The sequence below is a fragment of the Streptomyces sp. 7R007 genome (genome assembly GCF_054850255.1).
The window spans coordinates 98,018-124,754 of record NZ_JBTWMV010000019.1; the positions used below are offsets into that span (position 1 = coordinate 98,018).

Below are 26,737 nucleotides of genomic sequence, written 5' to 3' on the forward strand. Positions count from 1 at the left end.
GTGGTAGGGCCCTGAGACAGCGTGCGCCCCCGCGCCGAACGGAGCAAAAAACGGTGCCGTCGCTCAGCGTCGTTCGGGCTTCGCGCTGCGCGACATGAGCTCCTTCACGGCGACCACCGGGGACTTGCCCTCGTGCACGATGGCGACGACCGTCTCGGTGATCGGCATGTCGACGCCGTGCCGGCGCGCCAGATCCAGCACCGACTCACAGGACTTGACGCCCTCGGCGGTCTGCTTGGTGACCGCGATGGTCTCCTGCAGGGTCATGCCCTTGCCGAGGTTGGTGCCGAAGGTGTGGTTGCGCGACAGCGGCGAGGAGCAGGTGGCCACCAGGTCGCCCAGGCCCGCGAGGCCGGAGAAGGTCAGCGGGTCGGCGCCGAGGGCGACCCCGAGGCGGGTGGTCTCCGCGAGGCCGCGGGTGATGAGGGAGCCCTTGGCGTTGTCGCCGAGTCCCATGCCGTCCGCGATGCCGACGGCGAGCCCGATGACGTTCTTGACCGCGCCGCCCAGTTCGCAGCCCACCACGTCGGTGTTGGTGTACGGGCGGAAGTACGGCGTGTGGCAGACGCCCTGCAGGCGCCGCGCGACCGCCTCGTCGGTGCAGGCGACCACCGCGGCGGCCGGCATCCGGGCGGCGATCTCCCGGGCCAGGTTGGGCCCGGTGACCACGGCGATCCGGTCGGCGCCCACCTTGGCGACGTCCTCGATGACCTCGCTCATCCGCATGGCGGAGCCGAGTTCGACGCCCTTCATCAGCGACACCAGGACCGTGTCGGGCGCCAGCAGCGGCGCCCACTCGGCGAGGTTGGCGCGCATCGTCTGGGACGGCACCGACAGCACGGTGAAGTCGGCGCCGGCGGCGGCCTCGGCGGGGTCGGTGGTGGCCCGCAGGTTCTCCGGGAGCTCCACGCCGGGCAGGTAGTCGGGGTTCGTACGGCCGGAGTTGACCGCCTCGGCGACCTCCGCGCGGCGGGCCCACAGGGTGACCTCGCAGCCCGCGTCGGCCAGCACCATGCCGAACGCCGTGCCCCACGAACCGGCGCTGAAGACCGCCGCCTTGACCGGCTTGCTCACTGGGCGCTCTCCTCTTCCCGGCCCGTCTGCGCCTGTGTCCTGCGCCGCTGCTCGATCCGCTCCCGGCGCGGGTCGTACGGCGTCGCGGGCGCCTTCTCGCCGCGGATCTCCTCCAGCTGGCGGGTGATGGCGGCCATGATGACCTCGGTCGCCTCCTTCAGCACGTCCGCGGTCATCTCCTTGCCGTAGAAGCGGGACAGGTCCACCGGCGGGCCCGCGAGCACGTGGTGGGTCTTGCGCGGCAGGAGGTGGGGCTTCTTGGCGTACGGCGGCAGCAGTTCGTTGGCGCCCCACTGGGCGATCGGGATCACCGGGCACCTGGTCTGCAGGGCGACCCGGGCCGCGCCGGTCTTGCCGGTCATCGGCCACTGGTCGGGGTCGCGGGTGATGGTGCCCTCGGGGTAGAAGACCACGCACTCGCCGCGCTCCACGGCGTCGACCGCGGCCCGGAAGGCGCTGAGCGCGTCCGTGGACTCGCGGTAGACGGGGATCTGCCCGGTGCCGCGCATGGCGGCGCCGACGAATCCCTTCTTGAAAAGACCGCTCTTGGCGAGGAATCGCGGGACCCGCCCGGTGTTGTACTGATAGTGCGCGTACGCGAAGGGGTCCACGTGGGAATTGTGGTTCACCGCGGTGATAAATCCGCCCTCGGCCGGAATGTGCTCCATTCCGCGCCAGTCCCGCTTGATCAGAACCACCAGCGGCGGTTTGCAGATCACCGCGGCGAAGCGGTACCAGAAGCCGATTCTGCGGCGGGGCACGCGCGCACCTTCCTCTAGGGGCCGTGGGGCATCGGCCCGGAAACGTCGGGCCGGGGGGCCGCACAAGTGTCGCCCCAGGCCGCCGGTCTGTCGAGAACACCGTACGCCCCGACGCCGCGACCGCCAGATGGCCGAGGTGACGGCTGAGTGACAATGGCCGCGACAAGAGAGGGACGGAACGCTCGTGCTGTGGACCTTGGTCATACCCCTGAAACCTCTGGCGCGGGCCAAGAGCAGGCTCTCGGACACCGCCCACGACGGGCTGCGCCCGGGCCTCGCCCTCGCCTTCGCCCAGGACACGGTGGCCGCCGCGCTGGCCTGTGGGGAGGTCGGGGATGTGGCGGTCGTCACGGACGACGCCCTGGCCGGCCGCGAGCTGGCCGCGCTGGGCGCCCGGATCATCGCCGACGAGCCGCGCGGCGGCCTGAACGCGGCGCTGGCCCACGCGGCGGCCACCGTGCGCGCCGACCGCCCGCGCACCCCCGTGGCCGCGCTGAACGCCGACCTGCCGGCGCTGCGCTCGCCGGAATTGGCCCGGGTCCTGGACGCGGCGAGGGAATTCCCGCGCGCTTTCCTGCCGGATGCCGCGGATATCGGCACCACTCTCCTGGCGGCCGCTGCGGGTGAGGAATTGCGCCCGGCCTTCGGCACGGATTCCCGTTTCCGTCATCGCGCCTCGGGCGCCGTGGAACTCCGGCTGACCGCCGTGGATTCCGTACGCCAGGACGTGGACACCGGCGACGACCTGCGGGCGGCGCTGACGCTGGGGGTGGGCCGCCATACGGCGGCGATGTCGGCGGGACTGCTGATCCCCCGTACCTGAGAAGGCACTACCCTGACCGTCATGCAGGCCACCGCGTACACGTACGACCCCGTCACCCGCGGCGGACAGGTGCTCCTCGACGACGGCACCCCCGTCCCCTTCGACGCGGCGGCGTTCGACGCGGGGGGGCTGCGGCTGCTGCGGCCCGGGCAGCGGGTGCGCATCGAGACCGAGGGGCCCGCGGACGCCCCCCGCATCACTCTGGTCACGCTGCAGACCTTCTGAAACAGCCTGCTCGACCGAACAACCTGGTTGAACAGTCCGCGCACACGCCGCGGGCCGGACTCCGACGCGGAGTCCGGCCCGGCGCGTGAGTGCCCTGCTGCCCCTACCTCTTGCGGGCGGTGGCCTTCTTGGCGGTGGTGGTGCGAGCCGTCGACTTCTTGGCGGGCGCCTTCTTGGCGGTCGCCTTCTTCGCCGGGGCCTTCTTGGCCGTCGCCTTCTTGGCGGTGGTCTTCTTCGCGGCGGTGGTCTTGGCCGTCGCCGTGGTCTTCTTGGCGGGAGCCTTCTTCGCCGTGGTCTTCTTCGCCGTCGCCGTGGTCTTCTTGGCGGTGGTCTTCTTCGCCGTCGCGGTCGCCTTCTTGGCGGTGGTCTTCTTCGCCGCGGCCTTCTTGACCGTGGCGGACGCACCGCCGGACAGGCTGCCCTTCGGCGCCTTCTTGACGGCGACCTCGCCGCCGCGCGGGAGCTTCTTCGAGCCGCTCACCAGGTCCTTGAAGCCCTGGCCCGCGCGGAAGCGCGGCACGGAGGTCTTCTTGACCCGAACCCGCTCGCCCGTCTGGGGGTTGCGGGCGTACCGGGCCGGACGGTCGACCTTCTCGAACGAACCGAAGCCGGTGACCGAGACCCGGTCGCCGCCGACCACCGCGCGGACGATGGCGTCCAGGACCGCGTCGACCGCGTCGGCGGCCTGCTGGCGGCCGCCCATCTTGTCGGCAATCGCTTCTACGAGCTGCGCCTTGTTCACGTCTTCCCCTTCGGAGACATTGCCAGAACGAATGCGTTCAAGCCTTTTCGCACGTTAGGCAGATATATACCGCAAATCAAACACGAAACGGGCTTATCACCCTTGTGCCGCAACGGACTCGACTGTCTGGGAGTTGCTCAGCGTTCCTCTTCGGGGATTCGCCCCTCGTCGAGGTCCGCCTCGAACCGCTCCAGTCGCCTTGCCGCGTCGGCGAGATCGTGCTTGGCCACGGCCGTAATGACCAGCAGCTTCCGGGTCAGCGCCATCCGTACGCCCTCCGGGACTTGCAGTGCGCGCACCCTTGCGTGCGCTCTCTTGAGTTGGTCCGCGACCGCCGCATAGAGCTTGAGTTGGCCGTCGTGTTCCATGCACAGATTGTGCCATCTGGGGCGAGTTGTCGCCTGCCCAGGGTGCAACTGCCACCTCAAACGGCCGTCCGGGCGCATCCGGAAGTCACGGCTTCAGCTCTCGCGTACCCCGGCAACACCCGTTCTAACGTGGGAAGTTGAATGAAAGCCAATCGGCGCGCCGAGCCGTCCGGGCCCGGACACGGCAGTACCCCCGATCGGGCTGATCGGGGGTACCGGGGTGGCTGAAACTCGCCCTGTTCAGATGGGGCTCAGAGGCTCCTCAGAGGGACGCCGCTCAGACCGGGAGCGTCTTCGGCTTGTACGACGGCCGCTTCGCCTCGTAGGCCGCGATGTCGGCCTCGTTCTGGAGGGTGATGGAGATGTCGTCCAGCCCGTTCAGCAGCCGCCAGCGGGAGTTCTCGTCCAGCTCGAAGGAGGCGGTGACGCCCTCGGCGCGCACCTCGCGGTTCTCCAGGTCGACGGTGATCTCGGCCTCGGGGTCCTCCTCCGTGAGCTCCCACAGGGCGTCCACGATCTTCTGGTCGAGAACCACCGTGAGCAGGCCGTTCTTCAGCGAGTTGCCGCGGAAGATGTCGGCGAAGCGGGAGGAGATGACGGCCTTGAAGCCGTAGTTCTGCAGCGCCCAGACGGCGTGCTCGCGGGAGGAGCCGGTGCCGAAGTCGGGGCCGGCGACCAGGACCGTGGCGCCCTTGCGCTCGGGGCGGTTGAGGATGAAGGTCTCGTCCTTGCGCCAGGCCTCGAACAGCCCGTCCTCGAAGCCGTCCCGGGTCACCTTCTTGAGCCAGTGAGCAGGGATGATCTGGTCGGTGTCGACGTTGGAGCGGCGCAGCGGGACGGCCCGGCCGGTGTGCGTGGTGAAAGCTTCCATGGCTGATCAGACTCCAGCGGGCGCGGGGGCGTCGGACAGGTCGGCGGGCGAGGCCAGGTGGCCCAGCACGGCGGTCGCGGCGGCGACCTGCGGGGAGACCAGGTGCGTCCGGCCGCCCTTGCCCTGCCGGCCCTCGAAGTTGCGGTTGGAGGTGGAGGCGGAGCGCTCACCGGGGGCGAGCTGGTCGGGGTTCATGCCCAGGCACATCGAGCAGCCCGCGTGCCGCCATTCGGCGCCGGCCTCCTTGAAGACGACGTCCAGGCCCTCGGAGACGGCCTGCAGACCAACCCGCGCGGAGCCCGGGACGACCAGCATCCGTACGCCGTCGGCGACTTTGCGGTCCTTCAGGATGTCGGCGGCGGCGCGCAGGTCCTCGATGCGGCCGTTGGTGCACGAACCTACGAAGACGGTGTCCACCCTGATGGAGCGCAGCGGCTGTCCGGCCTCCAACCCCATGTATTCCAGGGCCTTTTCGGCGGCGAGGCGCTCCGAAGCGTCTTCGTACGAAGCAGGGTCGGGGACCGACGCCGAAAGCGGTGCGCCCTGGCCGGGGTTGGTGCCCCAGGTGACGAACGGCGACAGCGAGGCGGCGTCGATGACGACCTCGGCGTCGAACTCGGCGTCCTCGTCGGTCCTGAGCGTCTTCCAGTACGCGACCGCCGCGTCCCACTCCTCGCCCTCGGGGGCGTGCGGGCGGCCCTTGAGGTATTCGAAGGTGGTCTCGTCGGGGGCGATCATGCCCGCGCGGGCGCCGGCCTCGATCGACATGTTGCAGATGGTCATCCGGGCCTCCATCGAGAGCTTCTCGATGGCGGAGCCGCGGTACTCCAGGATGTAGCCCTGGCCGCCGCCGGTGCCGATCTTGGCGATGATCGCCAGGATCAGGTCCTTGGCGGTGACGCCCTCGGGCAGCTCGCCGTCGACCGTGATGGCCATGGTCTTCGGGCGGGCCAGCGGCAGCGTCTGGGTGGCCAGCACGTGCTCCACCTGGGAGGTGCCGATGCCGAACGCCAGGGCGCCGAAGGCACCGTGCGTGGAGGTGTGGGAGTCGCCGCAGACGACGGTGGTGCCGGGCTGGGTCAGGCCCAGCTGCGGGCCGACGACGTGCACGACGCCCTGCTCGACGTCGCCCAGCGGGTGCAGCCGGACGCCGAACTCCGCGCAGTTCTTGCGCAGCGTCTCCAGCTGGGCGCGGGAGACCGGGTCGGCGATGGGCTTGTCGATGTCGAGGGTCGGGGTGTTGTGGTCCTCGGTCGCGATGGTGAGGTCGAGACGGCGCACCTTCCGGCCGTTCTGCCTCAGGCCGTCGAAGGCCTGCGGGCTGGTCACCTCGTGCAGCAGGTGCAGATCGATGAAGAGGAGGTCGGGCTCGCCCTCGGCGCGCCGGACGACATGGTCGTCCCAGACCTTCTCCGCGAGTGTCCTACCCATCGCTTTCCCTCCGGCCGGCAAACGTCCACCGGCCCAACTAGAGATCTTGAGGAGGCAGCGCCCGCGCCCCTTTTCGGGCGTCCGCCGCCGGGCCCCTGGTCCACGGGCCGCTGTGTCATTCCAGAGTGGCGTGTTCCACGGAAAATTGAACTTGCGTTTCACAGAGTGAGACGCGAGTATCGTTTCATGGACAACAGTAGCGGCGTGGGAGTTCTGGACAAGGCGGCCCTTGTCCTGAGCGCCCTGGAGTCCGGTCCGGCCACCCTCGCGGGCCTGGTCGCGGCCACCGGACTCGCACGACCAACGGCCCACCGACTGGCCGTGGCCCTGGAACACCACCGCATGGTGGCACGGGACATGCAGGGCCGTTTCATCCTCGGCCCGCGCCTGGCGGAGCTGGCCGCGGCCGCGGGCGAGGACCGGCTGCTCGCCACGGCGGGCCCGGTGCTCACGCACCTCAGGGACGTCACGGGCGAGAGCGCCCAGCTCTACCGCCGCCAGGGCGACATGCGCATCTGCGTCGCCGCGGCCGAGCGCCTGTCCGGCCTGCGGGACACCGTTCCGGTCGGCTCGACCCTCACCATGAAGGCCGGCTCCTCCGCGCAGATCCTGATGGCCTGGGAGGAGCCCGAGCGCCTGCACCGGGGCCTGCAGGGCGCCCGCTTCACGGCCACCGCCCTGTCGGGCGTACGGCGCCGCGGCTGGGCCCAGTCCATCGGCGAGCGCGAGCCGGGCGTCGCGTCCGTCTCCGCGCCCGTCCGCGGCCCCTCCAACCGCGTGGTGGCCGCCGTCTCGGTCTCCGGGCCCATCGAGCGCCTGACGCGTCACCCGGGCCGTATGCACGCCCAGGCGGTCATCGACGCCGCCGCCCGCCTCTCCGAGGCCCTGCGCCGCTCCGGCTGACCCCGGGAACGCCGAGGGGGAGGGCCCGCCCCAACGCCGCGGCAGGCCCTCCCCCTTCCCCCGATCCCCCGGTCACCCGGCCTCTTCGGTCACCTTCCGCGAGCGGTGGGCGAACCGGTCCTTCGCGTACCGGCCCCGCTTCTCCAGCGGGATCTGCCCGTGCGCCGCCGCGAGGCCGAACGCCGGCATGTCCGCGTAGATCGCCTCGTAGGACCCCTCCGGCACGACGTACGCCTCGTGCCAGATGCCCACCTGCCCGCGCAGCTTCCCGCTGCGCTCCTTGCGGTTGAGGGCGGACCACGCCTGGTGGTGGAAGGCGTCCGGCGCGGTCGCGTAGGCGTAGAGCTTCTCCTTGGACTCCCAGTACTGCACGACGTAGTACGTGCGCGGCGAGGCCGTCAGCAGGACGTGCCCGCGCAGGCCCCGGGCGGGGTCCCTCGCCAGCTCGCGCAGCATGCGCAGCATCGCGAGCATCACCGGAAGCCACAGGTGGACGGCCCGGAAGCGGTTGACGCGCATGCCGATCAGCAGGACGACGACATCGCCCTTCGCGTCGGCGGTCGTACGGGACACCATGGCCTCTCCCCCTCGTTGGCGAGCGACGCTATCCGAGCGGCGCATGTTTGGATAGTGCCGGTATCCGAGGAAGGGCGCAAGGGATGAGGCTGGCCGAACTCAGCGAGCGCAGCGGAGTCTCCACCGCGACGATCAAGTACTACCTGCGCGAAGGGCTGTTGCCGCCCGGCCGGCAGGTCAACACGACGACGGCCGAGTACGGCGAGGAGCACCTGCGCCGGCTGCGGCTGGTGCGGGCGATGATCCAGGTGGGCCGCATTCCGGTGGCGACGGTCCGGGAGGTCCTCGGGCACGTCGACGACGACTCGCTGGGCGGCTCGATCCGGCTGGGCGCGGCGCTGTGGGCGCTGCCGCAGGTGCCGGAGCCGGACGAGGAGGACGAGTACGTCCGGGCCGCCCACCGCGAGGTCACCGCGCTGCTGGACCGGCTCGGCTGGGAGAACGCCCGGCGGCTGACGACCGTCTCCCCCGCCTACCGCTCGGCGGTCGCGGCGGTGGCCGCCTTCCGCCGGCTCGGCTACGCGTGGGGGGCCGAACAGCTCGCGCCGTACGCCGAGTTGATGTACCGCACGGCCGTGCTCGACCTGGACAACATGGAGACGTACTCGCCGCAGGCGGCCGGCCGGGTGGAGTTCGCGGTGCTGGGCGCGATCCTGAACGAGCCGCTGCTGCAGGCCCTGCACCGGCTGGCCCAGGAGGAGGAGTCGACGCGGCGGTACGGCTTCGAGTGAGCCCCGGAACGGCGAAGGCCCCCCACCCTGAGGTGGAGGGCCTCGCCTCGGTGTACCCCCGACCGGATTCGAACCGGCGCTACCGCCTTGAGAGGGCGGCGTGCTAGGCCGCTACACAACGGGGGCATGGACGCTGCGTCGCCGCAGGTCCGAGCTGGTCTACCTGGACTCGAACCAAGACTAACTGAACCAGAATCAGTCGTGCTGCCAATTACACCATAGACCAATGTGGTTTAGACCAGTCAGTACCCCCGACCGGATTCGAACCGGCGCTACCGCCTTGAGAGGGCGGCGTGCTAGGCCGCTACACAACGGGGGCCTCGATCCCGAAGGATCCGTACCCCCGACCGGATTCGAACCGGCGCTACTGCCTTGAGAGGGCAGCGTGCTAGGCCGCTACACAACGGGGGCTTGCGGATGTGATCCGCGGGCGCAGATGAGCTCTGCGAGCTGGCCTACCTGGACTCGAACCAAGACTAACTGAACCAGAATCAGTCGTGCTGCCAATTACACCATAGGCCACTGGAACGCAAGCCCCTGTGGGGATCTCGTTCTAGTTCGCTCCTCCGGCTCTCGGACCTTTCGGCCCGCTCCCCGGCGGCGCAGGAAGAACATTACCTGAAGGTGGACGGGGCTCCAAAACGGGTATCGGCGCCGAGGACCGCTGGGAGTTCGGCGAGCGAGGCGATCCGGTGCGGGCCTGCGGGGACGTCCGCGCCGGTGTACACGCCGCCGCGGTCGATCCACACCGACAGCAGTCCGGCGTCGGCGGCTCCGCGGCCGTCGATCTCCGGGTGGTCGCCGACGTACGCCACCTCGTGCGGGGCGAGCCGCAGGGCGTCGCAGGCGGCGCGGAAGGCGGCGGCCTCGGGCTTGGAGACGCCCAGTTCGGCGGCGCACAGGATGACCTCGAAGCGGTCGTGCACGCCCAGGACGCGCAGCTTGCGGTCCTGGACGGTGAGGCTGGAGTTGGACAGCACCGCGTGCCGGTGGCTGGCGGCGAGCGCGTCGAGGGCGGGCAGCACGTCCGGGAACAGGCCCCAGGCGGTCTCGTAGTGGACCATGTACCGCCGGAACCAGGCGTCGGCCTCGGCGTCGCTCAGCTCCCGCCCCAGGAACACCCGCACACGGTCGCGCCGCTGCCCCTCGAACGTCGTCTCCCCCGCCGAGAACCGCGCCCACTGGGCGTCGGTGACCGCCCGCCACCGCACGAGGGCCTGCTCCGGGGTCTCGTCCCCCGTCAGCAGGCCCTCGGCGCGCAGATGACGGCGCATGCCTTCGCGGTCCGCGGTGGTGTAGTCGAAGAGGGTGTCGTCCACGTCCCAGATCACGGCGCGAATGCTCATGATCCGACGGTATCCCGGCCCCGACGGGACCGGGAGGGGACCGTCAGTCGTGCGCGCCCCACCAGATGAACCGCTCGGGCTCGATGCCGTACTGGTTCACGACGCTGATCGGGCTGGCGTAGACGGCGTCACCGTTGGAGGAGCTGCGCAGCAGGTCGCCGTCGTAGTTGGTCAGCGAGTCGCTGCCCCGCCAGAACTGCCCCGAGCTGCCGCCGCAGGTGCTCGTCCACACGACGTTGGTCGCGGTCTTCTGGTCCGTGGTCAGGCACTTGCCGTTGACCTTGCTGACCAGCCGGTGGAAGGCGACGCCGTTGATGTCGGTGAGCTCGTCGCTGCTCCAGTACCAGTTGCGGCTGGCGAGGGAGTCGTCGCAGGCGGCCGTCCAGACGCTGTCGGTCGTGCCCGACGCGGTGAGGCAGGTGCCCTCGTAGTCGTTGCGGAAGGTCCAGTAGGTGGCGGCGGAGGCCGGCGTCAGGGCGCCGGTGGCCACGAGCGTCAGGGCCGCGAGGCCGACGGGGACGGTCAGTCTGAGGGTGGTTCTCCCGGATGACATGCCCATGAGAGTGCGGGAGCCGGGCGAAGATCGCGTGACGCGGCCGTGAACATCGCGCGGTACGCGTGCAGGACGGCGCCCGGGGGCCGGGTGCCGTCCTGCACGGGGACTCGGCTACGCCGTCAGCTTCGCCAGCGCGGCGTCGATGCGGGCCAGCGTCTTCTCCTTGCCCAGGACTTCCAGGGACTCGAAGAGGGGGAGGCCGACCGTGCGGCCGGTGACCGCCACGCGGACCGGGGCCTGGGCCTTGCCGAGCTTGAGGCCGTGGGCCTCGCCGGCGGCCAGGACGGCCTCCTTCAGGGACTCGGCCGAGGTCCAGTCCGCCGACTCCAGCTTCTCGCGGGCCGTGCGCAGCAGGGCGTCGCTGCCCTCCTTCATCGCCTTCGTCCAGGACGGCTCGTCGAAGACCGGCTCGGGCAGGAAGAGGAAGTCGACGTTGTCGGTGATCTCCGACAGGACCTTCAGGCGGGTCTGCGCGTGCGGGGCGATCGCCTGCCACTTCGACTCGTCGAAGTCCTCCGGCGCCCAGGGCGCGAACGGGGCCTTCAGCCAGGGAGCGCAGCGCTCCGTGAAGTCCTTGACGTCCAGCAGCCGGATGTGGTCGCCGTTGATCGACTCGCACTTCTTGAGGTCGAAGCGGGCCGGGTTCGGGTTGACGTCGGCGATGTCGAAGGCCGCGATCATCTCCTCGACGGAGAAGACGTCCCGGTCCGCCGAGAGCGACCAGCCCAGCAGCGAGAGGTAGTTGAGCAGGCCCTCGGGCAGGAAGCCCTGCTCGCGGTAGAGGTTGAGGGACGCCTGCGGGTCGCGCTTGGACAGCTTCTTGTTGCCCTCGCCCATGACGTACGGCAGATGGCCGAACTCGGGGACGCCCTTGGCGATCCCGAGCTCGATCAGCGCCCGGTACAGGGCGATCTGGCGCGGGGTGGAGGAGAGCAGGTCCTCGCCGCGCAGGACGTGGGTGATCTCCATCAGGGCGTCGTCGACGGGGTTGACCAGCGTGTACAGCGGGGCGCCGTTGGCTCGTACGATCCCGTAGTCCGGGACGTTCTCCGGGGTGAACGTCAGCTCGCCGCGGACCAGGTCCGTGAAGGTGATCGTCTCGTCGGGCATGCGGAACCGGACGATCGGCGTACGGCCCTGGGCCCGGTACTCCTCGACCTGCGCGGCCGTGAGGTCGCGGCAGTGGCCGTCGTAGCCGGACGGCCTGCCGGCGGCGCGGGCGGCCTCGCGGCGGCTGTCCAGCTCCTCCTGGGAGCAGTAGCAGTGGTACGCGTGGCCGGCGTCGAGAAGCTTGCGCGCGACGTCGGCGTAGAGGTCCATGCGCTGCGACTGGCGGTACGGCGCGTGCGGGCCGCCCACCTCGGGGCCCTCGTCCCAGTCGAAGCCCAGCCAGCGCATCGCTTCGAGGAGCTGGTGGTAGGACTCCTCGGAGTCGCGGGCCGCGTCGGTGTCCTCGATGCGGAAGACGAGGGTGCCCTGGTGGTGCCGGGCGAACGCCCAGTTGAACAGGGCGGTGCGGACCAGGCCCACGTGGGGGTTACCGGTGGGCGAGGGGCAGAAACGGACGCGTACGGGGGAGCCGGGTGCGCTAGCCACGCTTGACAACCTTGTTGGTGAGAGTGCCGATGCCTTCGATGGTGACGGCGACCTCGTCGCCGACGGTGAGCGGTCCGACGCCTGCCGGGGTGCCCGTGAGGATCACGTCGCCGGGGAGCAGCGTCATGGCCTCGGTGATGTTGACGATCAGGTCCTCGATGGGGTGGATCATCTCGCTGGTACGGCCGAGCTGGCGCTGTTCGCCGTTGACCGTGAGCTGCACGGTCAGGTCCGAGGCCGTCGCGAGGTCCAGGCCGGTCTCCACCCAGGGGCCGAGCGGGCAGGAGGAGTCGAAGCCCTTGGCCCGCGCCCACTGCTTCTCGCGCTTCTGCACGTCACGCGCGGTGACGTCGTTCGCGCAGGTGTAGCCGAAGATCACGTCGGCCACGCGCTCGCGCGGGACCTCGCGGCACATGCGGCCGATGACGACGGCCAGTTCCGCCTCGTGGTGGAGGTCCTCGGTGAAGGACGGGTACCGGATCTCGTCGCCGGGGCCGATCACCGAGGTGGACGGCTTGAAGAAGGCGAACGGCGCGTCGGGCACCTCGTTGCCCAGCTCGCGGGCGTGCTCCGCGTAGTTGCGGCCGAAGGCCACGACCTTGTTGGGGAGCACCGGCGGCAGCAGCCTGACCTTGTTCAGCGGCACCTTCGTGCCGGAGAGCTCGAAGTCCGCGAACGGGATGCCCTTGATGATGTCGAGGACGAGCTCGTCCGGCCTGTCGCCCTCGACCGCGCCGAAGGCGACGTTGCCGTCGATGGAGAATCTGGCGATGCGCACGGGTGCTGGCGCCCCTCTACTGAGCCGGCTGGAGTCTGACGCTCCAGGCTAACGCGGCCGAGGTCCGCCGCCCTGCGCACGACCGCCGGGGCGCCTTGAGTGATCAGCGCCCCGCGTGCGTACTACTCCGCGGCGGAGGCCGAGGAGGGGACCTCCACGAGGACGGTGCGCTTGGGGTTGGCGGTCTGGGTGGGAAGATCGAGGGAGTGCTCCGGCTGCTCCGGGGTCTGCAGTTCGCCGGCGTCCGTGAGGTGGGCCAGGGTCGTGCGCCGCGGGTTGGCTATGTTGCGGAACATCAGCGTCGTCTTCACGGTTGAACTTGACCTCGTCCTCAGTGATGGGTGTGCAGTTGCCTGCATCCTGTAAAGCGTCAGGCTAAACATGCAATTCCCTGCGGAAGACGCTCAGACGCCTTGATCGGCATGTGAGTTTGCTCACGGGCTCGCACGCAAACCGGTCAATTCAGACCCGCAACTCACCCCAACGAAACGGACATTGACGGCCTGAAGCCATCATTCCGCTCCTGATCATGGCGACTGGGACACCGTCCGGTCCCGGGCAACTCGCGGGCTTACGCCCGGTATGCGCCGGATCCCGCTCTACGGCTGGTGACCCCCTACTCACGAGCTGTCACGTAGGTCACGGCATGACCCATGAGCCTTGTTGGAGATCCTGCACTGTGCTGGAATGCCACGGACCGCCGCAGGATCGAGCCGGCGCGCAGGGGGCGCAACGCAGCGCCGAGTGGCGGCGAGACAGGGGGAGCCAGCGCCGGTCACTGACGACCACCAGGGGGGCGCGTTCAGGGCGCTCCCCACAACGCCGACACCGTGTCCTTCCGTTCACGCGGAAGGGCGCCTGGTCCAGAGGTTGCGACGCTAGTGCAGGGACGTTTCAAGAGGGATAACGGCGCTTCGGCGGAGCCGGAGCCGCACGGCGGGACTGGCCCGATGGCCGGCAGCTCCTCGCCCCAGCACGCCCAGAACCCGGGCCCGGCCCCGGCCGGCGACAGCGCCGGCGAGCGCCCCGGGCGTCCCGGCGTGACGGCGTCCACCGGGTCGGCGAGCCCCACCGCTCCGGTCGTCAAGCCGCCCAAGGGCCCGACCGGCCCCGGCTCGCGCATGGCCCTGCGCAACTGGCGCATCTCCACGCGTCTGGTGTCGCTGCTCGCGCTGCCCGTGGTCGCGGCCACCTCGCTGGGCGCGCTGCGCATCAGCGACAACATGGACGACATCCAGCAGCTCGACAACATGAAGCTGCTGACGGACATGACCAACCAGGCCACCGAACTGGCCGCCGCGCTCCAGGAGGAGCGCGACCTGTCCGCCGGTCCGCTCGCGCACGGCTCCTCGACGTCGACGAAGTACACGGTCAAGGGCTACCGCGACAAGACGGACCAGGCCGAGGCGAACTTCAAGGACGCCGCGGAGAAGATCGACACCTCCGCCATCAAGTCCGGCAACCTGCAGGGCGTGCGCGAGACCCTGGTCGGTCTGGTGCGCGACCTGGACACGCTGGCGAAGATACGCAACACGGCGTACGAGTCGAAGGGCAACTCCACCCAGACGGTGGAGGCCTACCACCGGCTCATCACCAACCTGCTGGACCTCTCGCAGGACATGGCGCAGGCCACCAGCAACCCCGAGATGATCCAGCGCACCCGCGCCCTGGCCGCGTTCTCCTCCGCCAAGGAGTACGCGTCCGTGCAGCGCGCGGTCCTCGCCGCGGCCCTGCCCGCCAACACCGACACCTCCGGCGACCTGTCGTCCAACGACCGCCTGTACGCCCAGTCGGCGCTGGCCAGCGAGGAGTCCGAACTCCGCACCTTCAAGAGCCTCTACGGCACCGAGGCCGCCGCGCAGCTCCTCAAGCCCATCGAGGAGAACAACGCCACGATCAAGGCCACCGACACCTACGCCGGCCGCGCCCTGGCCAGCCAGGACGGCCTGTCCGACCTGCAGAAGCGGTCCTACCAGGACTGGGTGGACGACAGCTCGACCAAGATCGAGCAGATGTCGAAGATCGAGCACACGCTCCTCGAGGAGATGGACCAGAAGGCCCGCGAGCTGCGCTCGGTCTCCGAGCGCGAGGCGATCATCTCCGGTGCGCTGATCCTGCTCGTGCTCGGTGTCTCCCTCGTCGGCGCCTTCGTCGTGGCCCGCTCCATGATCCGCTCGCTGCGCCGGCTGCAGGAGACCGCCACCAAGGTCGCCCAGGACCGGCTGCCCGAGCTGGTCAAGCAGCTGTCGGAGTCGGACCCGCAGGACGTCGACACCTCCGTCGAGTCGGTCGGTGTGCACTCCCGGGACGAGATCGGCCAGGTGGCCGCGGCCTTCGACGACGTGCACCGCGAGGCGGTCCGCCTCGCCGCCGAGCAGGCCCTGCTGCGGGGCAACGTCAACGCGATGTTCACCAACCTCTCGCGCCGCTCCCAGGGCCTCATCCAGCGCCAGCTCTCGCTCATCTCCGAGCTGGAGTCCCGCGAGGCCGACCCGGACCAGCTGTCGTCGCTGTTCAAGCTCGACCACCTCGCGACGCGTATGCGCCGTAACGGTGAGAACCTCCTCGTCCTCGCCGGTGAGGAGCCCGGCCGGCGCTGGACCCGTCCGGTCCCGCTGGTCGACGTGCTGCGCGCCGCCGCGTCCGAGGTGGAGCAGTACGAGCGCATCGAGCTGGCCGCCGTGCCGACCACCGAAGTGGCCGGCCGCGTGGTCAACGACCTCGTGCACCTGCTCGCCGAGCTGCTGGAGAACGCGACCTCCTTCTCCTCGCCGCAGACCAAGGTCAAGGTCACCGGTCACGCGCTGCCCGACGGCCGGGTGCTGATCGAGATCCACGACACCGGCATCGGTCTCTCGCCCGAGGACCTCGCGGCGATCAACGAGCGGCTCGCCTCGCCGCCCACCGTGGACGTCTCCGTCTCCCGCCGCATGGGTCTGTTCGTGGTCGGCCGCCTCTCGCAGCGCCACGGCATCCGCATCCAGCTGCGCCCGTCCGACTCCGGTGGTACGACCGCGCTGGTCATGCTGCCCGTCGACGTCGCCCAGGGCGCCAAGAAGCCCGCTCCGGGCAAGCCCGGCCAGGGCGGTCCCGGTGCCTCCGGCGGCCCGGCCGCCGCGCAGGCCGCCGCCGGTGCGGCCGCGGCCCGCCGGCAGGCCGGCGCGGGCGCCCCGGGCGGTCCGGCTCTCGGCGCGGGCGCGCCGGGCGGTGCGCTCGGCTCCGGTGCCCCGTCGGGCGGCGGCGGTCGGCTCGGGGCCGGTCAGGGGCCGCGAGCCGCGCTGCCGGGCGCGGGCCAGAACGGCGGCCGTCCGGGTGCGCCGGGCGGTGCGCGCGGACCGCAGTCCCCGGCCGTTCCGCCGCAGGGCCGGCCGGCTCCCGCCGGTGCGGGCGCCGGGTTCGGCCAGGCGCCGGGTGCGCCGCAGGGCCTGCAGGCCGCGGGCACGGGTCAGGACGCCTTCGGCGGTCGCGGTCCGGTGCCGCCGCAGTCCGCTCCCGCGGGCTCCGGTGGCGGCGAGCAGGGCGGCCGGCGCGGGCTGCTCGGCCGTGGCGGCCCGCGGGCCGAGCTGCCGGGCGGCAACCAGCAGCCCCGCACGCCGAGTTGGAGCGACGAGAACGCGCAGCCGCCGGTGCCGCGCGCCTCGCTCGACACCCCGCGCGGCCACGACGAGACCTCCCCCATGCCGCGCGTCGACGACCGGCAGGGCCCCGGCTCCACCTCGGAGTTCCCCCGCCCGGACTTCGGCGCCCCGGCCCCGAACGGCCGCCAGGACACGGGCCGGTTCGGCCGCTCCGGCCAGGACACCGGCCAGTTCCCGCGCCCCGACCTCGGCCGGGCCGGCCAGGACCCCGCGCAGAGCACCGGCCAGTTCCCCCGTCCGGACTTCGGCACCCCCGCGCCCGCCCCGGCTGCGAACAGCGGTCAGAACACCGGCCAGAACACCGGCCAGTTCGTCCGCTCGGACGTCTTCGGTGCGCCCAGCGGCCAGAACAACAACCCGAACGACCCGGCCAACACGGGCCAGTTCGCCATCCCACAGGCCTACGACAGCGGCTCCACCGGCCAGTTCGCCACCGGCGGCTTCGACGGCTCCTCCACCGGGCAGCACAACCTGCCGGGCCGTCAGAACCCGTCCCAGACCGGCCAGTTCGAGCGGCCGCAGGTCAACGGCGACCGGGGTGCGGCGGACTTCGGCGTCCCGCGCCCGCCCGTCCCGCCGCGTCCGCAGCAGCGGCCCGCGCCGCGTCAGGAGCCCGAGGCCCTGCCGCCGGCGACCGGCCCCGGTGACGGCCGTACGCCGCTGTACGACACCCTTGAGACCAACTGGTTCCACGGCGGCCAGCAGGAGCGGCAGCAGCACAACGGCTCGGCTCCGGCCGCGCCGCAGCCGCAGGCTCCCGCGGCCCCCCAGCGTCCCGCCGCCCAGGCTTCCTGGCGCAGCTCGCCCAACGACGACCTCGTGCGGCAGGCGGAGCGCGTCCGGCAGCCGGCCGCGGGCGGCGTCACCACCTCCGGCCTGCCGCGCCGGGTGCCCCGGGCGAACCTCGTCCCGGGCACGGCTCAGCAGCAACAGCACCAAGCCGGTCCGCAGGTCTCGCGTGCGCCTGACGACGTACGCGGCCGGCTGACCAATCTCCGTCGGGGCATCGCGCAGGGTCGTCAGGCCGGCACCGGCCAGACGGGCACCTTCCCGAGCCCCACTCACCAGCAGGAGCGATAGTTGAGCCAGATGAGCCAGGCGGCACAGAACCTCAACTGGTTGATCACCAACTTCGTGGACAACACCCCCGGTGTGTCCCACACCGTCGTCGTGTCCGCCGACGGTCTCCTTCTGGCGATGTCGGAAGGCTTCCCGCGTGACCGCGCCGACCAGCTGGCGGCCGTCGCGTCCGGGCTCACCTCGCTGACCGCCGGGGCCTCCCGGATCTTCGAGGGCGGCAACGTGGCGCAGACGGTCGTCGAGATGGAACGCGGCTTCCTCTTCTTGATGTCCATCTCGGACGGCTCGTCCCTGGCCGTGCTCGCACACCCCGAGTGCGACATCGGCCTGGTCGGCTACGAGATGGCGCTCCTGGTCGACCGCGCGGGCGCGGTTCTCACGCCCGACCTGCGCGCCGAGCTCCAGGGCAGTCTGCTTCACTGACCGGCACCGACACCACCCGTCTCACCAAATCACCGTCCGGCCGCCACAATCCCCCCACCGGCCCCGTCAGACGGCTTGCCCGACCGACTTGCTGTCCCGCCCGGAGGATTCATGACCCCGCCCACCGCCTCTCATGATCCGTACGCGGAGCCGTACGAGGATGAGGGCGACCAGCCACTGGTACGTCCGTACGCGATGACCGGTGGCCGGACCCGGCCGCGTTACCAGCTCGCCATAGAGGCGCTGATCAGCACCACGGCCGACCCGGCAGCGCTCATGGGGCTGCTCCCGGAGCACCAGCGCATCTGCCACCTGTGCCGTGAGGTCAAGTCGGTCGCCGAGGTGTCGGCGCTGCTGGCCATGCCGCTGGGCGTGGCCCGGATCCTTGTCGCGGACCTGGCCGAGGCCGGGCTCGTCGCCATCCACCAGCCTGGTGGCGACGAGACGACCGGTGCGCCGGACGTGACCCTGCTCGAAAGGGTGCTCAGTGGACTTCGCAAGCTCTGAACCGAGCCGGGCCACCACCTCCGCGAAGATCGTGGTGGCGGGCGGCTTCGGCGTCGGCAAGACGACCTTCGTGGGTGCCGTCTCGGAGATCAACCCGCTGCGCACCGAGGCCGTCATGACGTCCGCGTCCGCGGGCATCGACGACCTCACCCACACCGGGGACAAGACCACCACCACGGTGGCCATGGACTTCGGCCGTATCACGCTCGACCAGGACCTGATCCTGTACCTGTTCGGCACCCCCGGCCAGGACCGCTTCTGGTTCATGTGGGACGACCTGGTGCGCGGTGCGATCGGCGCGGTGGTGCTCGTGGACACCCGGCGCCTGGCCGACTGCTTCCCGGCGGTGGACTACTTCGAGAACAGCGGGCTGCCGTTCGTCGTCGCCCTCAACGGCTTCGACGGGCACCAGCCCTACTCCCCGGAGGAGGTGCGCGAGGCGCTGCAGATCGGTCCGGACACCCCGATCATCACGACGGACGCCCGGCACCGGGCCGACGCCAAGAGTGCGCTGATCACCCTGGTCGAGCACGCACTCATGGCACGGCTGAGGTAGATCACCAATTCCGTGCCCGCGTACGGCAGTTGTCGTAGATATACCGGAGTCGACTGTGGCCTTTGACACGGTCGACCCCGGTGTTCATAACGTTTTGACAGAGGAATCGGGTGGTACGGCCACGCGTCGCGGTCAGCCGGTGTCGCTCCGTCCACATAGGCCCCGTCATTTGACGGGGCTCGCTCTTTATGACCGTTTTATCTGGTCCTTACATTGTGCCGAATCATCGCCTTCCACTGTTTGGAAGAGCACTGGTCGACATGCTGGAATGCCTGAACTGCCCAATAGTCAAAGACGTACTCATCAGTCGATGACGCACCGGGCTCTGAGAGACTGCGGCACGACGAAGGTGCCGACCGCCGAGAGGTTGTTGGTCGAGTGAGGCGAAGCAAGAACGGTCCCGAGCCGTCGGCACGGGGCAACTTCACCCCGCCGCCGCGCGGAGCGGCGCCCGCCCCTGTGCCCGGATCCGAGCCGACGGCCCCACCGGCACCCAGTGGCGGCCGTCTCTCGCCGCGCAACTGGCGGGTGCCGACCCGGCTGAACGCGATCCTGCTCATACCCGTGCTGGTCGGCCTGGTCATGGGCGGCTTCCAGGTGAAGAGCTCGATCGACACCTGGCAGGACGCCGAGGACGCCGAGAACACCGCACGCCTGGTGCGCGCCTCCCTCTCCTACGCCGACGCCCTCTACAACGAGCGCGACATCACGGCGGCACCCCTGCTCAAGGGCGCGGCGGCCGAGACCGCCGCCGACAAGAAGACCGTCACCGACGTCCGCGCCGCGACGGACAAGGCAGCCGACGCCTTCGACGAGGCGGCGCAGAACATGCCGCAGAAGGCCGGCCTGTTGCGCCGCCTCAAGCTGTTCCGGGCCGAGGAGCCCAAGCTCCAGACGCTGCGCGCCGCCGCCTACACCTCCAAGCTGCCGGCCGTGCAGACCGAGGAGGGCTACGTCAAGGTCGCCCACCCGCTGATGGAGTTCGCCAACGAGCTCGGTCTGGGCACCGGCAACATCACCTCCTACGGCCGTACCGTCTACGCCATCTCGCTCACCAAGGCGGCCCTGTCGCTGGAGCGGTCGATCGGCATGCACCTGCTGGTCAACCCCGGCCCCAAGGCCTCGGACCTGGCCAAGCAGCGCGTCGCGCTGTCCTCGTACGCCTACCTCGAGGGCATCGCCGTCGAGGAGTACGTCGGCGGTGGCACCGAGCAGGACGCGCAGAACCTCACCAACGCCGAGGCGAAGATCAAGACGGACGGCGCGGCGCTGGCCAAGCAGGCCGCCGCGAAGGCCGCCGCGCAGGGCAAGACCTATGTGCCGCCGCCGTCGAACCCGACCGACATGGTCACCGCCCTGGCGACACTCCAGTCCACCGACACCAGTGAGCGCGCCGCCCTCGCCCAGCAGGGCATCACGGCGGAGAACTGGTGGGCGGTCAACACCCTGAAGTACAACGCGTACCGCGAGATCGAGGCGAACATGGCCGACAAGGCCGTGAACGAGGCCTCGGACATCGCCGCCGGCGCCAAGCGGGACGCCCTGATCACCGGTGCCGCCGTCGTGGTCGCGCTGCTGCTGGCGTTCATCCTGGCCGGCGCCGTCGCCCGCCAGATGTCCCGCTCGATGCGCCAGCTGCGCAACGCCGCCTTCGGCATCGCCGAGCAGCGCCTGCCGATGCTGGTCGACCAGCTCTCGCGCACCGACCCGGGCCGCGTGGACACCCGCGTCCAGCCCATCCCGATCAACACCCGCGACGAGATCGGCGAGGTCGCCCGGGCCTTCGACCAGGTCCACCGCGAGGCCGTCCGGCTCGCCGCCGAGCAGGCTCTGCTGCGGGGCAACATCAACGCGATCTTCACCAACCTCTCGCGCCGCAACCAGTCGCTCATCGAGGGCCAGCTGACCCTGATCACCGACCTGGAGAACAACGAGGCCGACCCGGACCAGCTGGAGAACCTCTTCAAGCTGGACCACCTCGCCACCCGTATGCGCCGCAACGGCGAGAACCTCCTGGTCCTCGCCGGCGAGGAGCCCGGCCGCCGCTGGGACCAGCCGGTCCCGCTGGTCGACGTGCTGCGCGCCGCCTCCTCCGAGGTGGAGCAGTACGAGCGCATCGAGCTCCAGGGCGTCCCCGAGGCCGAGATCCACGGCCGCGCGGTCACCGACCTCGTGCACCTGCTCGCCGAGCTGCTGGAGAACGCCACCACGTTCTCCTCCCCGCAGACCAAGGTCCGGGTCACCGCGACCCGGCTGCCCGACGGCCGGATCATGATCGAGATCCACGACAAGGGCATCGGCCTGACCGCCGAGGACTTCGCGGACATCAACCACAAGCTGGCCAACCCGCCCACCGTGGACGCCGCGATCTCGCAGCGCATGGGCCTGTTCGTGGTCGGCCGGCTGTCCGACCGGCACGGCATCCGCGTCCAGCTGCGTCCCTCGGGCGAGCAGGCCGGCACCACCTCGCTGGTGATGCTGCCGGACGCGATCACGCACGGCGGTGGCGGCGGCGAACAGCAGCCGCTGCACGACGAGTTCACCGTCTCGCAGATCATCCCGGAGCAGAACTTCCGCGGCGAGGACTTCAGCCAGCAGCAGCCGCTGCGCACCGCCGCCGAGCTCGGCTTCGACGACAGCCGCTACGCCGACGTACCGGACGACATCCGGGAACTGGACCCCGTCGGCCGCTCCCTGATGCGCGAGGAGCGCCGGGCGGCCCTGGAGGCCCAGCAGCACGGCCAGCAGCCCGTCCAGGAGGCCCAGGACGGCCCGGAGGCGTACACCGACGCGTTCGACGGCCGGCAGCCGTACGACAACGGCCAGGGCGGCTACCCGGAGCAGACCGGGGCGTACGAGATCCCGCAGGCGTACGAGGAGCCGCGGCAGGCGCCGTACGAAGAACCGCAGCAGGCACCGTACGAGGAGCCGCAGCGGGCTGCGTACGACGAGCAGTACTTCGCGCCGAACGGCGGCCTGCCGCAGAACGACACGTTCTCGTCGAACGGCGGCTACCCCGAGCCCTCCTATGCGGAGCCGGTCCAGGAGGAGCCCGCGGCCGTGCACTCGGCGGCCCCGGACGGCTTCCCGGCGTTCGAGCAGCGGCGCTACCAGGACGACTGGCCGCAGCAGGACGGCTACCAGAACGGCTACCCGGACCAGTACGCTCCGCAAGCGGAATCCACGCAGGCCGCTGACGCGGATGAGCAGGACCGCGTAGGCTTCGACCGTCCGGGACCGGCCCCCTCCGCCGTCCACGAGCTGACCGACGCCGGGCTTCCCCGCCGCGGATCCACCGCGAGCGGTTCGAACGGCGCGCGGCCCGTGAACCAGGAAGCGCCGGCTCCCTCCGCGGCTTCCGAGAGCAACGGCGACGGCGGTTTCTGGCGCTCGGCGAACGACGAGCGCTGGCAGCAGGCGGCGCAGCTCCGTAAGCCCAAGGCAGGCGGGGTCACCTCCTCCGGCCTGCCGCGCCGGGTGCCCAAGGCCAACCTGATCGAGGGAGCCGCCGAGAGCACCCCCCAGGGAGGCCCACAGGTCTCCCGTGCCCCGGAGGACGTCCGGGGCAGGCTGAGCAACCTGCGTCGGGGCGTCCAGCGCGGACGCAACGCCGGGGCAGGCAGTGAAACGAACGGCCAGGGCTTCGGTCCTGACAGCACCTACAACCAGGAGCGTTAGTGTGAGCCCGATGAGCCAGGCGGCACAGAACCTGAACTGGTTGATCACCAACTTCGTGGACAACACCCCGGGGGTGTCCCACACGGTGGTGGTCTCCGCCGACGGACTCCTTCTGGCGATGTCCGAAGGCTTCCCCCGCGACCGAGCCGACCAGCTCGCGGCCGTCGCCTCCGGTCTGACGTCTCTGACGGCAGGCGCCTCCCGGATCTTCGAGGGCGGCAGCGTGAACCAGACGGTTGTGGAGATGGAGCGAGGGTTCCTCTTCATCATGTCCATCTCCGACGGTTCCTCGCTCGCGGTCCTCGCCCACCCGGAGGCGGACATCGGCCTCATCGGGTACGAGATGGCCCTTTTGGTCGACCGTGCCGGTACGGTCCTGACGCCGGATCTGCGCGCGGAGCTCCAAGGGAGCCTTCTCAACTAACAGACGGACGGTGCGTTTTGGCGTCCCGTGGCCGTAAGGTTTCGGGACGCGGCTCCACAGGGATGGGTGCCCGGCACAGTCGGAGGAGGAGAAAGTGGCAACACCCCCAGGCGGTTCGAATTCGGGCAACTGGTCGTACGGCCCTGCCCAGGGCCAGGGCGACGGTGCTCAGAACCCGAACCGTTACAACTTCCCCTCCGCCCCGAACCACCGGCGTCAGCAGCCGTACGCGCCCCAGGGTCCCGGGCCGTCGCCGTACGATCAGCCGCCGGCGCCGCGCATCCAGCCCGTGCAGCCGCAGCGACGCGCCCCCGAGCCGGCGCCCGCGGGGGCGTCGAACAACCCGCTGGTGCGTCCGTACGCCATGACCGGCGGCCGGACCCGCCCGCGCTACCAGCTCGCCATCGAGGCGCTGGTGCACACCACCGCGCAGCCGCACCAGATGCAGGGCCAGTTGCCCGAGCATCAGCGGATCTGCAACCTCTGCCGAGAGATCAAGTCAGTGGCCGAGATCTCGGCCCTCCTGACCATCCCCCTCGGCGTGGCCAGGATCCTCGTCGCCGACTTGGCGGAGGCAGGCCTGGTCGCGATCCATCAGCCCGGCGGCGACGAGAACGCCGGCGGCCAGCCAGACGTGACACTGCTCGAAAGGGTGCTCAGTGGACTTCGCAAGCTCTAGCGGCGGTCCTTCCCGCTCCACCACCTCCGCGAAGATCGTGGTGGCGGGCGGCTTCGGCGTGGGCAAGACCACGTTCGTCGGCGCCGTCTCGGAGATCAACCCGCTGCGCACAGAGGCCGTGATGACATCCGCGTCGGCGGGCATCGACGACCTCACCCACACCGGAGACAAGACCACGACGACCGTGGCCATGGACTTCGGCCGTATCACCCTCGACCAGGACCTGATCCTGTACCTGTTCGGCACCCCCGGCCAGGACCGCTTCTGGTTCATGTGGGACGACCTGGTCCGCGGCGCCATCGGCGCGGTCGTCCTGGTCGACACCCGGCGTCTGGCCGACTGCTTCCCGGCGGTCGACTACTTCGAGAACTCCGGCCTGCCCTTCGTCATCGCGCTGAACGGCTTCGACGGCAACCAGCCGTACTCCCCCGACGAGGTCCGCGAGGCCCTCCAGATCGGTCCCGACACCCCGATCATCACGACGGACGCCCGCCACCGCGCGGACGCGAAGTCGACGCTGATCACCCTCGTCGAACACGCCCTGATGGCCCGCCTGCGCTAGCCGCCGACCCCCCGAAGGGGCCGCCTCCACCCGGAGCCGGCCCCTTTGTCGTACCCCGCTGCCACACTGGACGCCGACCGGCGTTGGGGGGCGTGGGAATGAGCATGGAAGTGGCCGCGGTGCGGCTCGGCCAGACGGTCGCGACGAGTGCGGTACGGCTGTGGCTGGGCGGCCGGCGGGGTGAGCAGGAGCGCCGTGCGCAGATGTCGGAGCTGATCCGGCTGCGGGTCACGGGCCTGCGCTCGCAGCGGAGCGTGGAGCCGCTGCCGGCCCACGAGTTCGCGGGGCTTGCGGAGAACGAGCGGCCGACCGCGCTCCAGGCCGTCACGGACACCTTGGACGAGGTGGAGCTTTCGGCCGGCCTCGGAGCGGGTGACGCTGGCGAAGCCGTCGGTGGCCTGTGTCGGCGTGCGTACGGCCGGCGAGACGGCGCGCGGTCGGTTCAGGGTCCCGGACCTCAAAGCTTCCGTCTCCGGCGTCCGTGTCCCCCGCCGCTGAACGGCGAAAGCCCCGCGCTGAACGGCAAAGCCCCGTCCTCCCCTGGGGAGGACGGGGCCGTGAGCGGGTCCGTGGGGTCAGCGCCAGCTGTGCGGGGCCCGGAAGCCGCCCTCGCGTTCCAGGCGGCGCCAGCCGGCCTTCTGGCGGCCTCGGTGGACGGGCTCGGTGGCGGGCTGGGCGGCGGCGCGGGCCAGGAGGACGGCCGTGATGGCGGCGACTTCCTCGGGGTCGGCGTGGCCCTTCTCGACGCGGATGTCAGGGGTGTTCATAGGTCGAAGTCTCCGTGAGAGAGGTTTCCGCGAGGGTGGCGCGGAGGGTCCGCTGGGTTACTGCGGGGGGTTGCCGTGCTTGCGGGAGGGCAGGTCGGCGTACTTGGTCTGGAGCATCGCGAGGGAGCGGATCAGCACTTCGCGGGTCTCGGTCGGGTCGATGACGTCGTCGACCAGACCGCGCTCGGCCGCGTAGTACGGGTGCATCAGCTCGGACTTGTACTCCTTGACCATGCGGGCCCGCATGGCCTCGGGGTCCTCGGCCTCGGCGATCTGCCGGCGGAAGATGACGTTGGCGGCACCCTCCGCGCCCATCACGGCGATCTCGTTCGTCGGCCAGGCGTACGTGAGGTCGGCGCCGATGGACTGGCTGTCCATGACGATGTACGCACCTCCGTAGGCCTTGCGCAGGATCAGGGAGATCCGGGGCACGGTCGCGTTGCAGTAGGCGTACAGGAGCTTCGCGCCGTGGCGGATGATTCCGCCGTGCTCCTGGTCGACGCCCGGAAGGAACCCGGGGACGTCCAGGAAAGTGACGATCGGGATGTTAAAAGCGTCACACATCTGGACAAAGCGCGCAGCTTTTTCCGAAGCCTCGATGTCCAGGACGCCCGCGAGGGTCTGCGGCTGGTTGGCCACGATGCCCACCACCTGGCCGTCCAGCCGGGCCAGGGCGCAGATGATGTTGCGCGCCCAGCGCTCGTGGACCTCCAGGTACTCGCCGTCGTCGACGATCTCCTCGATGACCTTCGCCATGTCGTACGGGCGGTTGCCGTCGGCCGGGACCAGGTCGAGCAGGACGTCGGAGCGGCGGTCGGCCGGGTCCGAGCACTCCACCCGCGGGGGGTTCTCGCGGTTGTTCTGCGGGAGGAGGGAGAGCAGGTAGCGCACCTCCGCGATGCAGGTCTCCTCGTCGTCGTACGCGAAGTGGCAGACCCCGCTGGTCTCCGCGTGGACGTCCGCGCCGCCCAGGCCGTTCTGGCTGATCTCCTCGCCGGTGACCGCCTTCACGACGTCCGGGCCGGTGATGAACATCTGGGAGGTGTCGCGGACCATGAAGACGAAGTCGGTGAGGGCCGGCGAGTACGCCGCGCCGCCCGCGCACGGGCCGAGCATCACGCTGATCTGCGGGATGACTCCGGAGGCCTTGGTGTTGCGCTGGAAGATGCCGCCGTAGCCGGCGAGGGCCGAGACGCCCTCCTGGATGCGGGCGCCCGCGCCGTCGTTCAGCGAGACCAGCGGGGCCCCGGCCGCGATGGCCATGTCCATGATCTTGTGGATCTTGGTGGCGTGGGCCTCGCCCAGCGCGCCGCCGAAGATCCGGAAGTCGTGGGCGTAGACGAAGACCGTGCGGCCCTCGACCGTGCCCCAGCCGGTGATGACACCGTCGGTGTACGGCTTCTTCGCCTCCAGGCCGAAGCCGGTCGCCCGGTGCCGGCGCAGCTGCTCGACCTCCTGGAACGTGCCCGGGTCCAGGAGCAGCTCGATGCGCTCCCGCGCGGTCAGCTTGCCCTTGGCGTGCTGCGCCTGGGTCGCCTTCTCGCTCGGTCCGGCCAGTGCCTGTGCACGGATCTCGTGCAGCTCGGCCACTCGTCCGCGTGCGTCCGTCGGCTCGCCCGGTGCCTCATCCAAAACGGTCATG

Annotated in this window: 26 protein-coding genes, 5 tRNA genes and 1 pseudogene; 13 read left to right on the top strand and 19 right to left on the bottom strand. The window is 70.6% G+C overall.

Annotated elements, in window-relative coordinates:
* Positions 1-63 precede the first annotated feature (63 nt).
* Together ACYF6T_RS24740 and ACYF6T_RS24745 are read right to left on the bottom strand one after the other, a co-directional pair.
* Positions 64-1,074, bottom strand: a complete 1,011-nt coding sequence (locus ACYF6T_RS24740; protein ID WP_461699050.1) for an NAD(P)H-dependent glycerol-3-phosphate dehydrogenase — start codon at positions 1,072-1,074, stop codon at positions 64-66.
* Positions 1,071-1,835, bottom strand: coding sequence for a lysophospholipid acyltransferase family protein (locus ACYF6T_RS24745; protein WP_461699051.1), 765 nt, complete (start codon positions 1,833-1,835; stop codon positions 1,071-1,073). Before ACYF6T_RS24745 ends, ACYF6T_RS24740 begins: the two co-directional genes overlap by 4 nt.
* Before the next feature lie 184 nt (positions 1,836-2,019).
* Between ACYF6T_RS24745 and cofC the strand changes: the two genes are divergently transcribed.
* Positions 2,020-2,658, top strand: coding sequence for a 2-phospho-L-lactate guanylyltransferase (gene cofC, locus ACYF6T_RS24750; RefSeq protein WP_461699052.1), 639 nt, complete (start codon positions 2,020-2,022; stop codon positions 2,656-2,658).
* 21 nt (positions 2,659-2,679) lie between these two features.
* On the top strand, positions 2,680-2,883 hold the full coding sequence (locus ACYF6T_RS24755; protein WP_461699053.1) for a hypothetical protein: 204 nt from the start codon (positions 2,680-2,682) through the stop codon (positions 2,881-2,883).
* 103 nt (positions 2,884-2,986) lie between these two features.
* On the opposite strand, the gene ACYF6T_RS24760 is transcribed toward ACYF6T_RS24755, so the two are convergent.
* The 4 genes from ACYF6T_RS24760 to leuC all read right to left on the bottom strand — a co-directional run bounded on the left by ACYF6T_RS24760 (position 2,987) and on the right by leuC (position 6,295).
* Complete coding sequence (locus ACYF6T_RS24760) at positions 2,987-3,625, bottom strand: HU family DNA-binding protein (RefSeq protein WP_461699055.1); 639 nt, start codon at positions 3,623-3,625, stop codon at positions 2,987-2,989.
* 137 nt (positions 3,626-3,762) lie between these two features.
* Positions 3,763-3,993 carry an SCO5555 family protein gene (locus ACYF6T_RS24765; RefSeq protein WP_461699057.1) on the bottom strand — a complete coding sequence of 77 codons (231 nt, stop codon included), beginning with the start codon at positions 3,991-3,993 and terminating at the stop codon, positions 3,763-3,765.
* A gap of 277 nt (positions 3,994-4,270) precedes the next feature.
* The gene (gene leuD / locus ACYF6T_RS24770) at positions 4,271-4,864 is read right to left on the bottom strand and encodes a 3-isopropylmalate dehydratase small subunit (protein ID WP_461699058.1); all 594 of its coding nucleotides are present in this window, start codon (positions 4,862-4,864) and stop codon (positions 4,271-4,273) included.
* A gap of 6 nt (positions 4,865-4,870) precedes the next feature.
* Positions 4,871-6,295 (bottom strand): 3-isopropylmalate dehydratase large subunit, encoded by a 1,425-nt coding sequence (gene leuC / locus ACYF6T_RS24775; protein ID WP_461699059.1) that lies wholly within the window; start codon positions 6,293-6,295, stop codon positions 4,871-4,873.
* Between the two features lie 186 nt (positions 6,296-6,481).
* Here leuC and ndgR point away from each other — a divergent pair, with 186 nt between their 5' ends.
* Complete coding sequence (gene ndgR, locus ACYF6T_RS24780; RefSeq protein WP_026278050.1) at positions 6,482-7,198, top strand: IclR family transcriptional regulator NdgR; 717 nt, start codon at positions 6,482-6,484, stop codon at positions 7,196-7,198.
* A 72-nt stretch (positions 7,199-7,270) separates the two neighbouring features.
* Here ndgR and ACYF6T_RS24785 read toward each other — a convergent pair whose 3' ends face one another.
* A complete protein-coding gene (locus ACYF6T_RS24785; protein WP_461699060.1) occupies positions 7,271-7,774 on the bottom strand; it encodes a DUF4188 domain-containing protein in 504 nt (167 codons plus the stop codon).
* Between the two features lie 83 nt (positions 7,775-7,857).
* Between ACYF6T_RS24785 and ACYF6T_RS24790 the strand changes: the two genes are divergently transcribed.
* Complete coding sequence (locus ACYF6T_RS24790) at positions 7,858-8,505, top strand: MerR family transcriptional regulator (protein ID WP_461699061.1); 648 nt, start codon at positions 7,858-7,860, stop codon at positions 8,503-8,505.
* A 53-nt stretch (positions 8,506-8,558) separates the two neighbouring features.
* Here ACYF6T_RS24790 and ACYF6T_RS24795 read toward each other — a convergent pair.
* The 10 genes from ACYF6T_RS24795 to ACYF6T_RS24840 all read right to left on the bottom strand — a co-directional run bounded on the left by ACYF6T_RS24795 (position 8,559) and on the right by ACYF6T_RS24840 (position 13,092).
* Positions 8,559-8,631: transfer RNA gene (locus tag ACYF6T_RS24795), tRNA-Glu, on the bottom strand.
* A gap of 28 nt (positions 8,632-8,659) precedes the next feature.
* Positions 8,660-8,731, bottom strand: a tRNA-Gln gene (locus ACYF6T_RS24800).
* 20 nt (positions 8,732-8,751) lie between these two features.
* Positions 8,752-8,824, bottom strand: a tRNA-Glu gene (locus ACYF6T_RS24805).
* 19 nt (positions 8,825-8,843) lie between these two features.
* Positions 8,844-8,916 (bottom strand) — tRNA-Glu (locus ACYF6T_RS24810).
* Between the two features lie 39 nt (positions 8,917-8,955).
* A tRNA-Gln gene (locus ACYF6T_RS24815) sits at positions 8,956-9,027 on the bottom strand.
* Positions 9,028-9,119: 92 nt separating this feature from the next.
* The gene (locus ACYF6T_RS24820; RefSeq protein ID WP_461699063.1) at positions 9,120-9,851 is read right to left on the bottom strand and encodes an HAD family hydrolase; all 732 of its coding nucleotides are present in this window, start codon (positions 9,849-9,851) and stop codon (positions 9,120-9,122) included.
* A gap of 43 nt (positions 9,852-9,894) precedes the next feature.
* Positions 9,895-10,404, bottom strand: coding sequence for a hypothetical protein (locus tag ACYF6T_RS24825; protein ID WP_461699064.1), 510 nt, complete (start codon positions 10,402-10,404; stop codon positions 9,895-9,897).
* Positions 10,405-10,518: 114 nt separating this feature from the next.
* Entirely contained in the window at positions 10,519-12,003 is a 1,485-nt protein-coding gene (gltX, locus tag ACYF6T_RS24830; RefSeq protein WP_461699066.1) for a glutamate--tRNA ligase, read from the bottom strand.
* On the bottom strand, positions 11,996-12,781 hold the full coding sequence (locus ACYF6T_RS24835) for a fumarylacetoacetate hydrolase family protein (RefSeq protein ID WP_461699068.1): 786 nt from the start codon (positions 12,779-12,781) through the stop codon (positions 11,996-11,998). The genes gltX and ACYF6T_RS24835 overlap by 8 nt, the downstream gene beginning before the upstream one ends.
* 122 nt (positions 12,782-12,903) lie before the next feature.
* Positions 12,904-13,092 (bottom strand): hypothetical protein, encoded by a 189-nt coding sequence (locus ACYF6T_RS24840; protein WP_461699070.1) that lies wholly within the window; start codon positions 13,090-13,092, stop codon positions 12,904-12,906.
* 570 nt (positions 13,093-13,662) lie between these two features.
* On the opposite strand from ACYF6T_RS24840, the gene ACYF6T_RS24845 reads away from it, so the two are divergent.
* From ACYF6T_RS24845 to ACYF6T_RS24885, 9 genes and pseudogenes are all read left to right on the top strand, one after another.
* The gene (locus tag ACYF6T_RS24845; RefSeq protein ID WP_461699072.1) at positions 13,663-17,499 is read left to right on the top strand and encodes a sensor histidine kinase; all 3,837 of its coding nucleotides are present in this window, start codon (positions 13,663-13,665) and stop codon (positions 17,497-17,499) included.
* Between the two features lie 9 nt (positions 17,500-17,508).
* Complete coding sequence (locus ACYF6T_RS24850; protein ID WP_030382516.1) at positions 17,509-17,922, top strand: roadblock/LC7 domain-containing protein; 414 nt, start codon at positions 17,509-17,511, stop codon at positions 17,920-17,922.
* Between the two features lie 111 nt (positions 17,923-18,033).
* Positions 18,034-18,429 carry a DUF742 domain-containing protein gene (locus ACYF6T_RS24855; RefSeq protein WP_016432454.1) on the top strand — a complete coding sequence of 132 codons (396 nt, stop codon included), beginning with the start codon at positions 18,034-18,036 and terminating at the stop codon, positions 18,427-18,429.
* On the top strand, positions 18,410-18,985 hold the full coding sequence (locus ACYF6T_RS24860; RefSeq protein WP_461699074.1) for a GTP-binding protein: 576 nt from the start codon (positions 18,410-18,412) through the stop codon (positions 18,983-18,985). The genes ACYF6T_RS24855 and ACYF6T_RS24860 overlap by 20 nt, the downstream gene beginning before the upstream one ends.
* Before the next feature lie 378 nt (positions 18,986-19,363).
* A complete protein-coding gene (locus tag ACYF6T_RS24865) occupies positions 19,364-22,663 on the top strand; it encodes a nitrate- and nitrite sensing domain-containing protein (RefSeq protein ID WP_461699076.1) in 3,300 nt (1,099 codons plus the stop codon).
* 10 nt (positions 22,664-22,673) lie between these two features.
* Positions 22,674-23,087 (top strand): roadblock/LC7 domain-containing protein, encoded by a 414-nt coding sequence (locus ACYF6T_RS24870; RefSeq protein WP_004983065.1) that lies wholly within the window; start codon positions 22,674-22,676, stop codon positions 23,085-23,087.
* A gap of 94 nt (positions 23,088-23,181) precedes the next feature.
* A complete protein-coding gene (locus ACYF6T_RS24875; protein WP_461699080.1) occupies positions 23,182-23,766 on the top strand; it encodes a DUF742 domain-containing protein in 585 nt (194 codons plus the stop codon).
* Positions 23,747-24,328, top strand: coding sequence for a GTP-binding protein (locus ACYF6T_RS24880; RefSeq protein WP_003997631.1), 582 nt, complete (start codon positions 23,747-23,749; stop codon positions 24,326-24,328). Before ACYF6T_RS24875 ends, ACYF6T_RS24880 begins: the two co-directional genes overlap by 20 nt.
* 104 nt (positions 24,329-24,432) lie before the next feature.
* Positions 24,433-24,675: pseudogene (locus tag ACYF6T_RS24885) on the top strand (NACHT N-terminal Helical domain 1-containing protein); the annotation flags it as partial.
* 228 nt (positions 24,676-24,903) lie between these two features.
* On the opposite strand, the gene ACYF6T_RS24890 reads toward ACYF6T_RS24885, so the two are convergent.
* Together ACYF6T_RS24890 and ACYF6T_RS24895 are read right to left on the bottom strand one after the other, a co-directional pair.
* Positions 24,904-25,095 carry an acyl-CoA carboxylase subunit epsilon gene (locus tag ACYF6T_RS24890; RefSeq protein ID WP_461699081.1) on the bottom strand — a complete coding sequence of 64 codons (192 nt, stop codon included), beginning with the start codon at positions 25,093-25,095 and terminating at the stop codon, positions 24,904-24,906.
* Between the two features lie 57 nt (positions 25,096-25,152).
* The gene (locus tag ACYF6T_RS24895) at positions 25,153-26,736 is read right to left on the bottom strand and encodes an acyl-CoA carboxylase subunit beta (RefSeq protein WP_461699082.1); all 1,584 of its coding nucleotides are present in this window, start codon (positions 26,734-26,736) and stop codon (positions 25,153-25,155) included.
* Position 26,737: the final 1 nt, after the last annotated feature.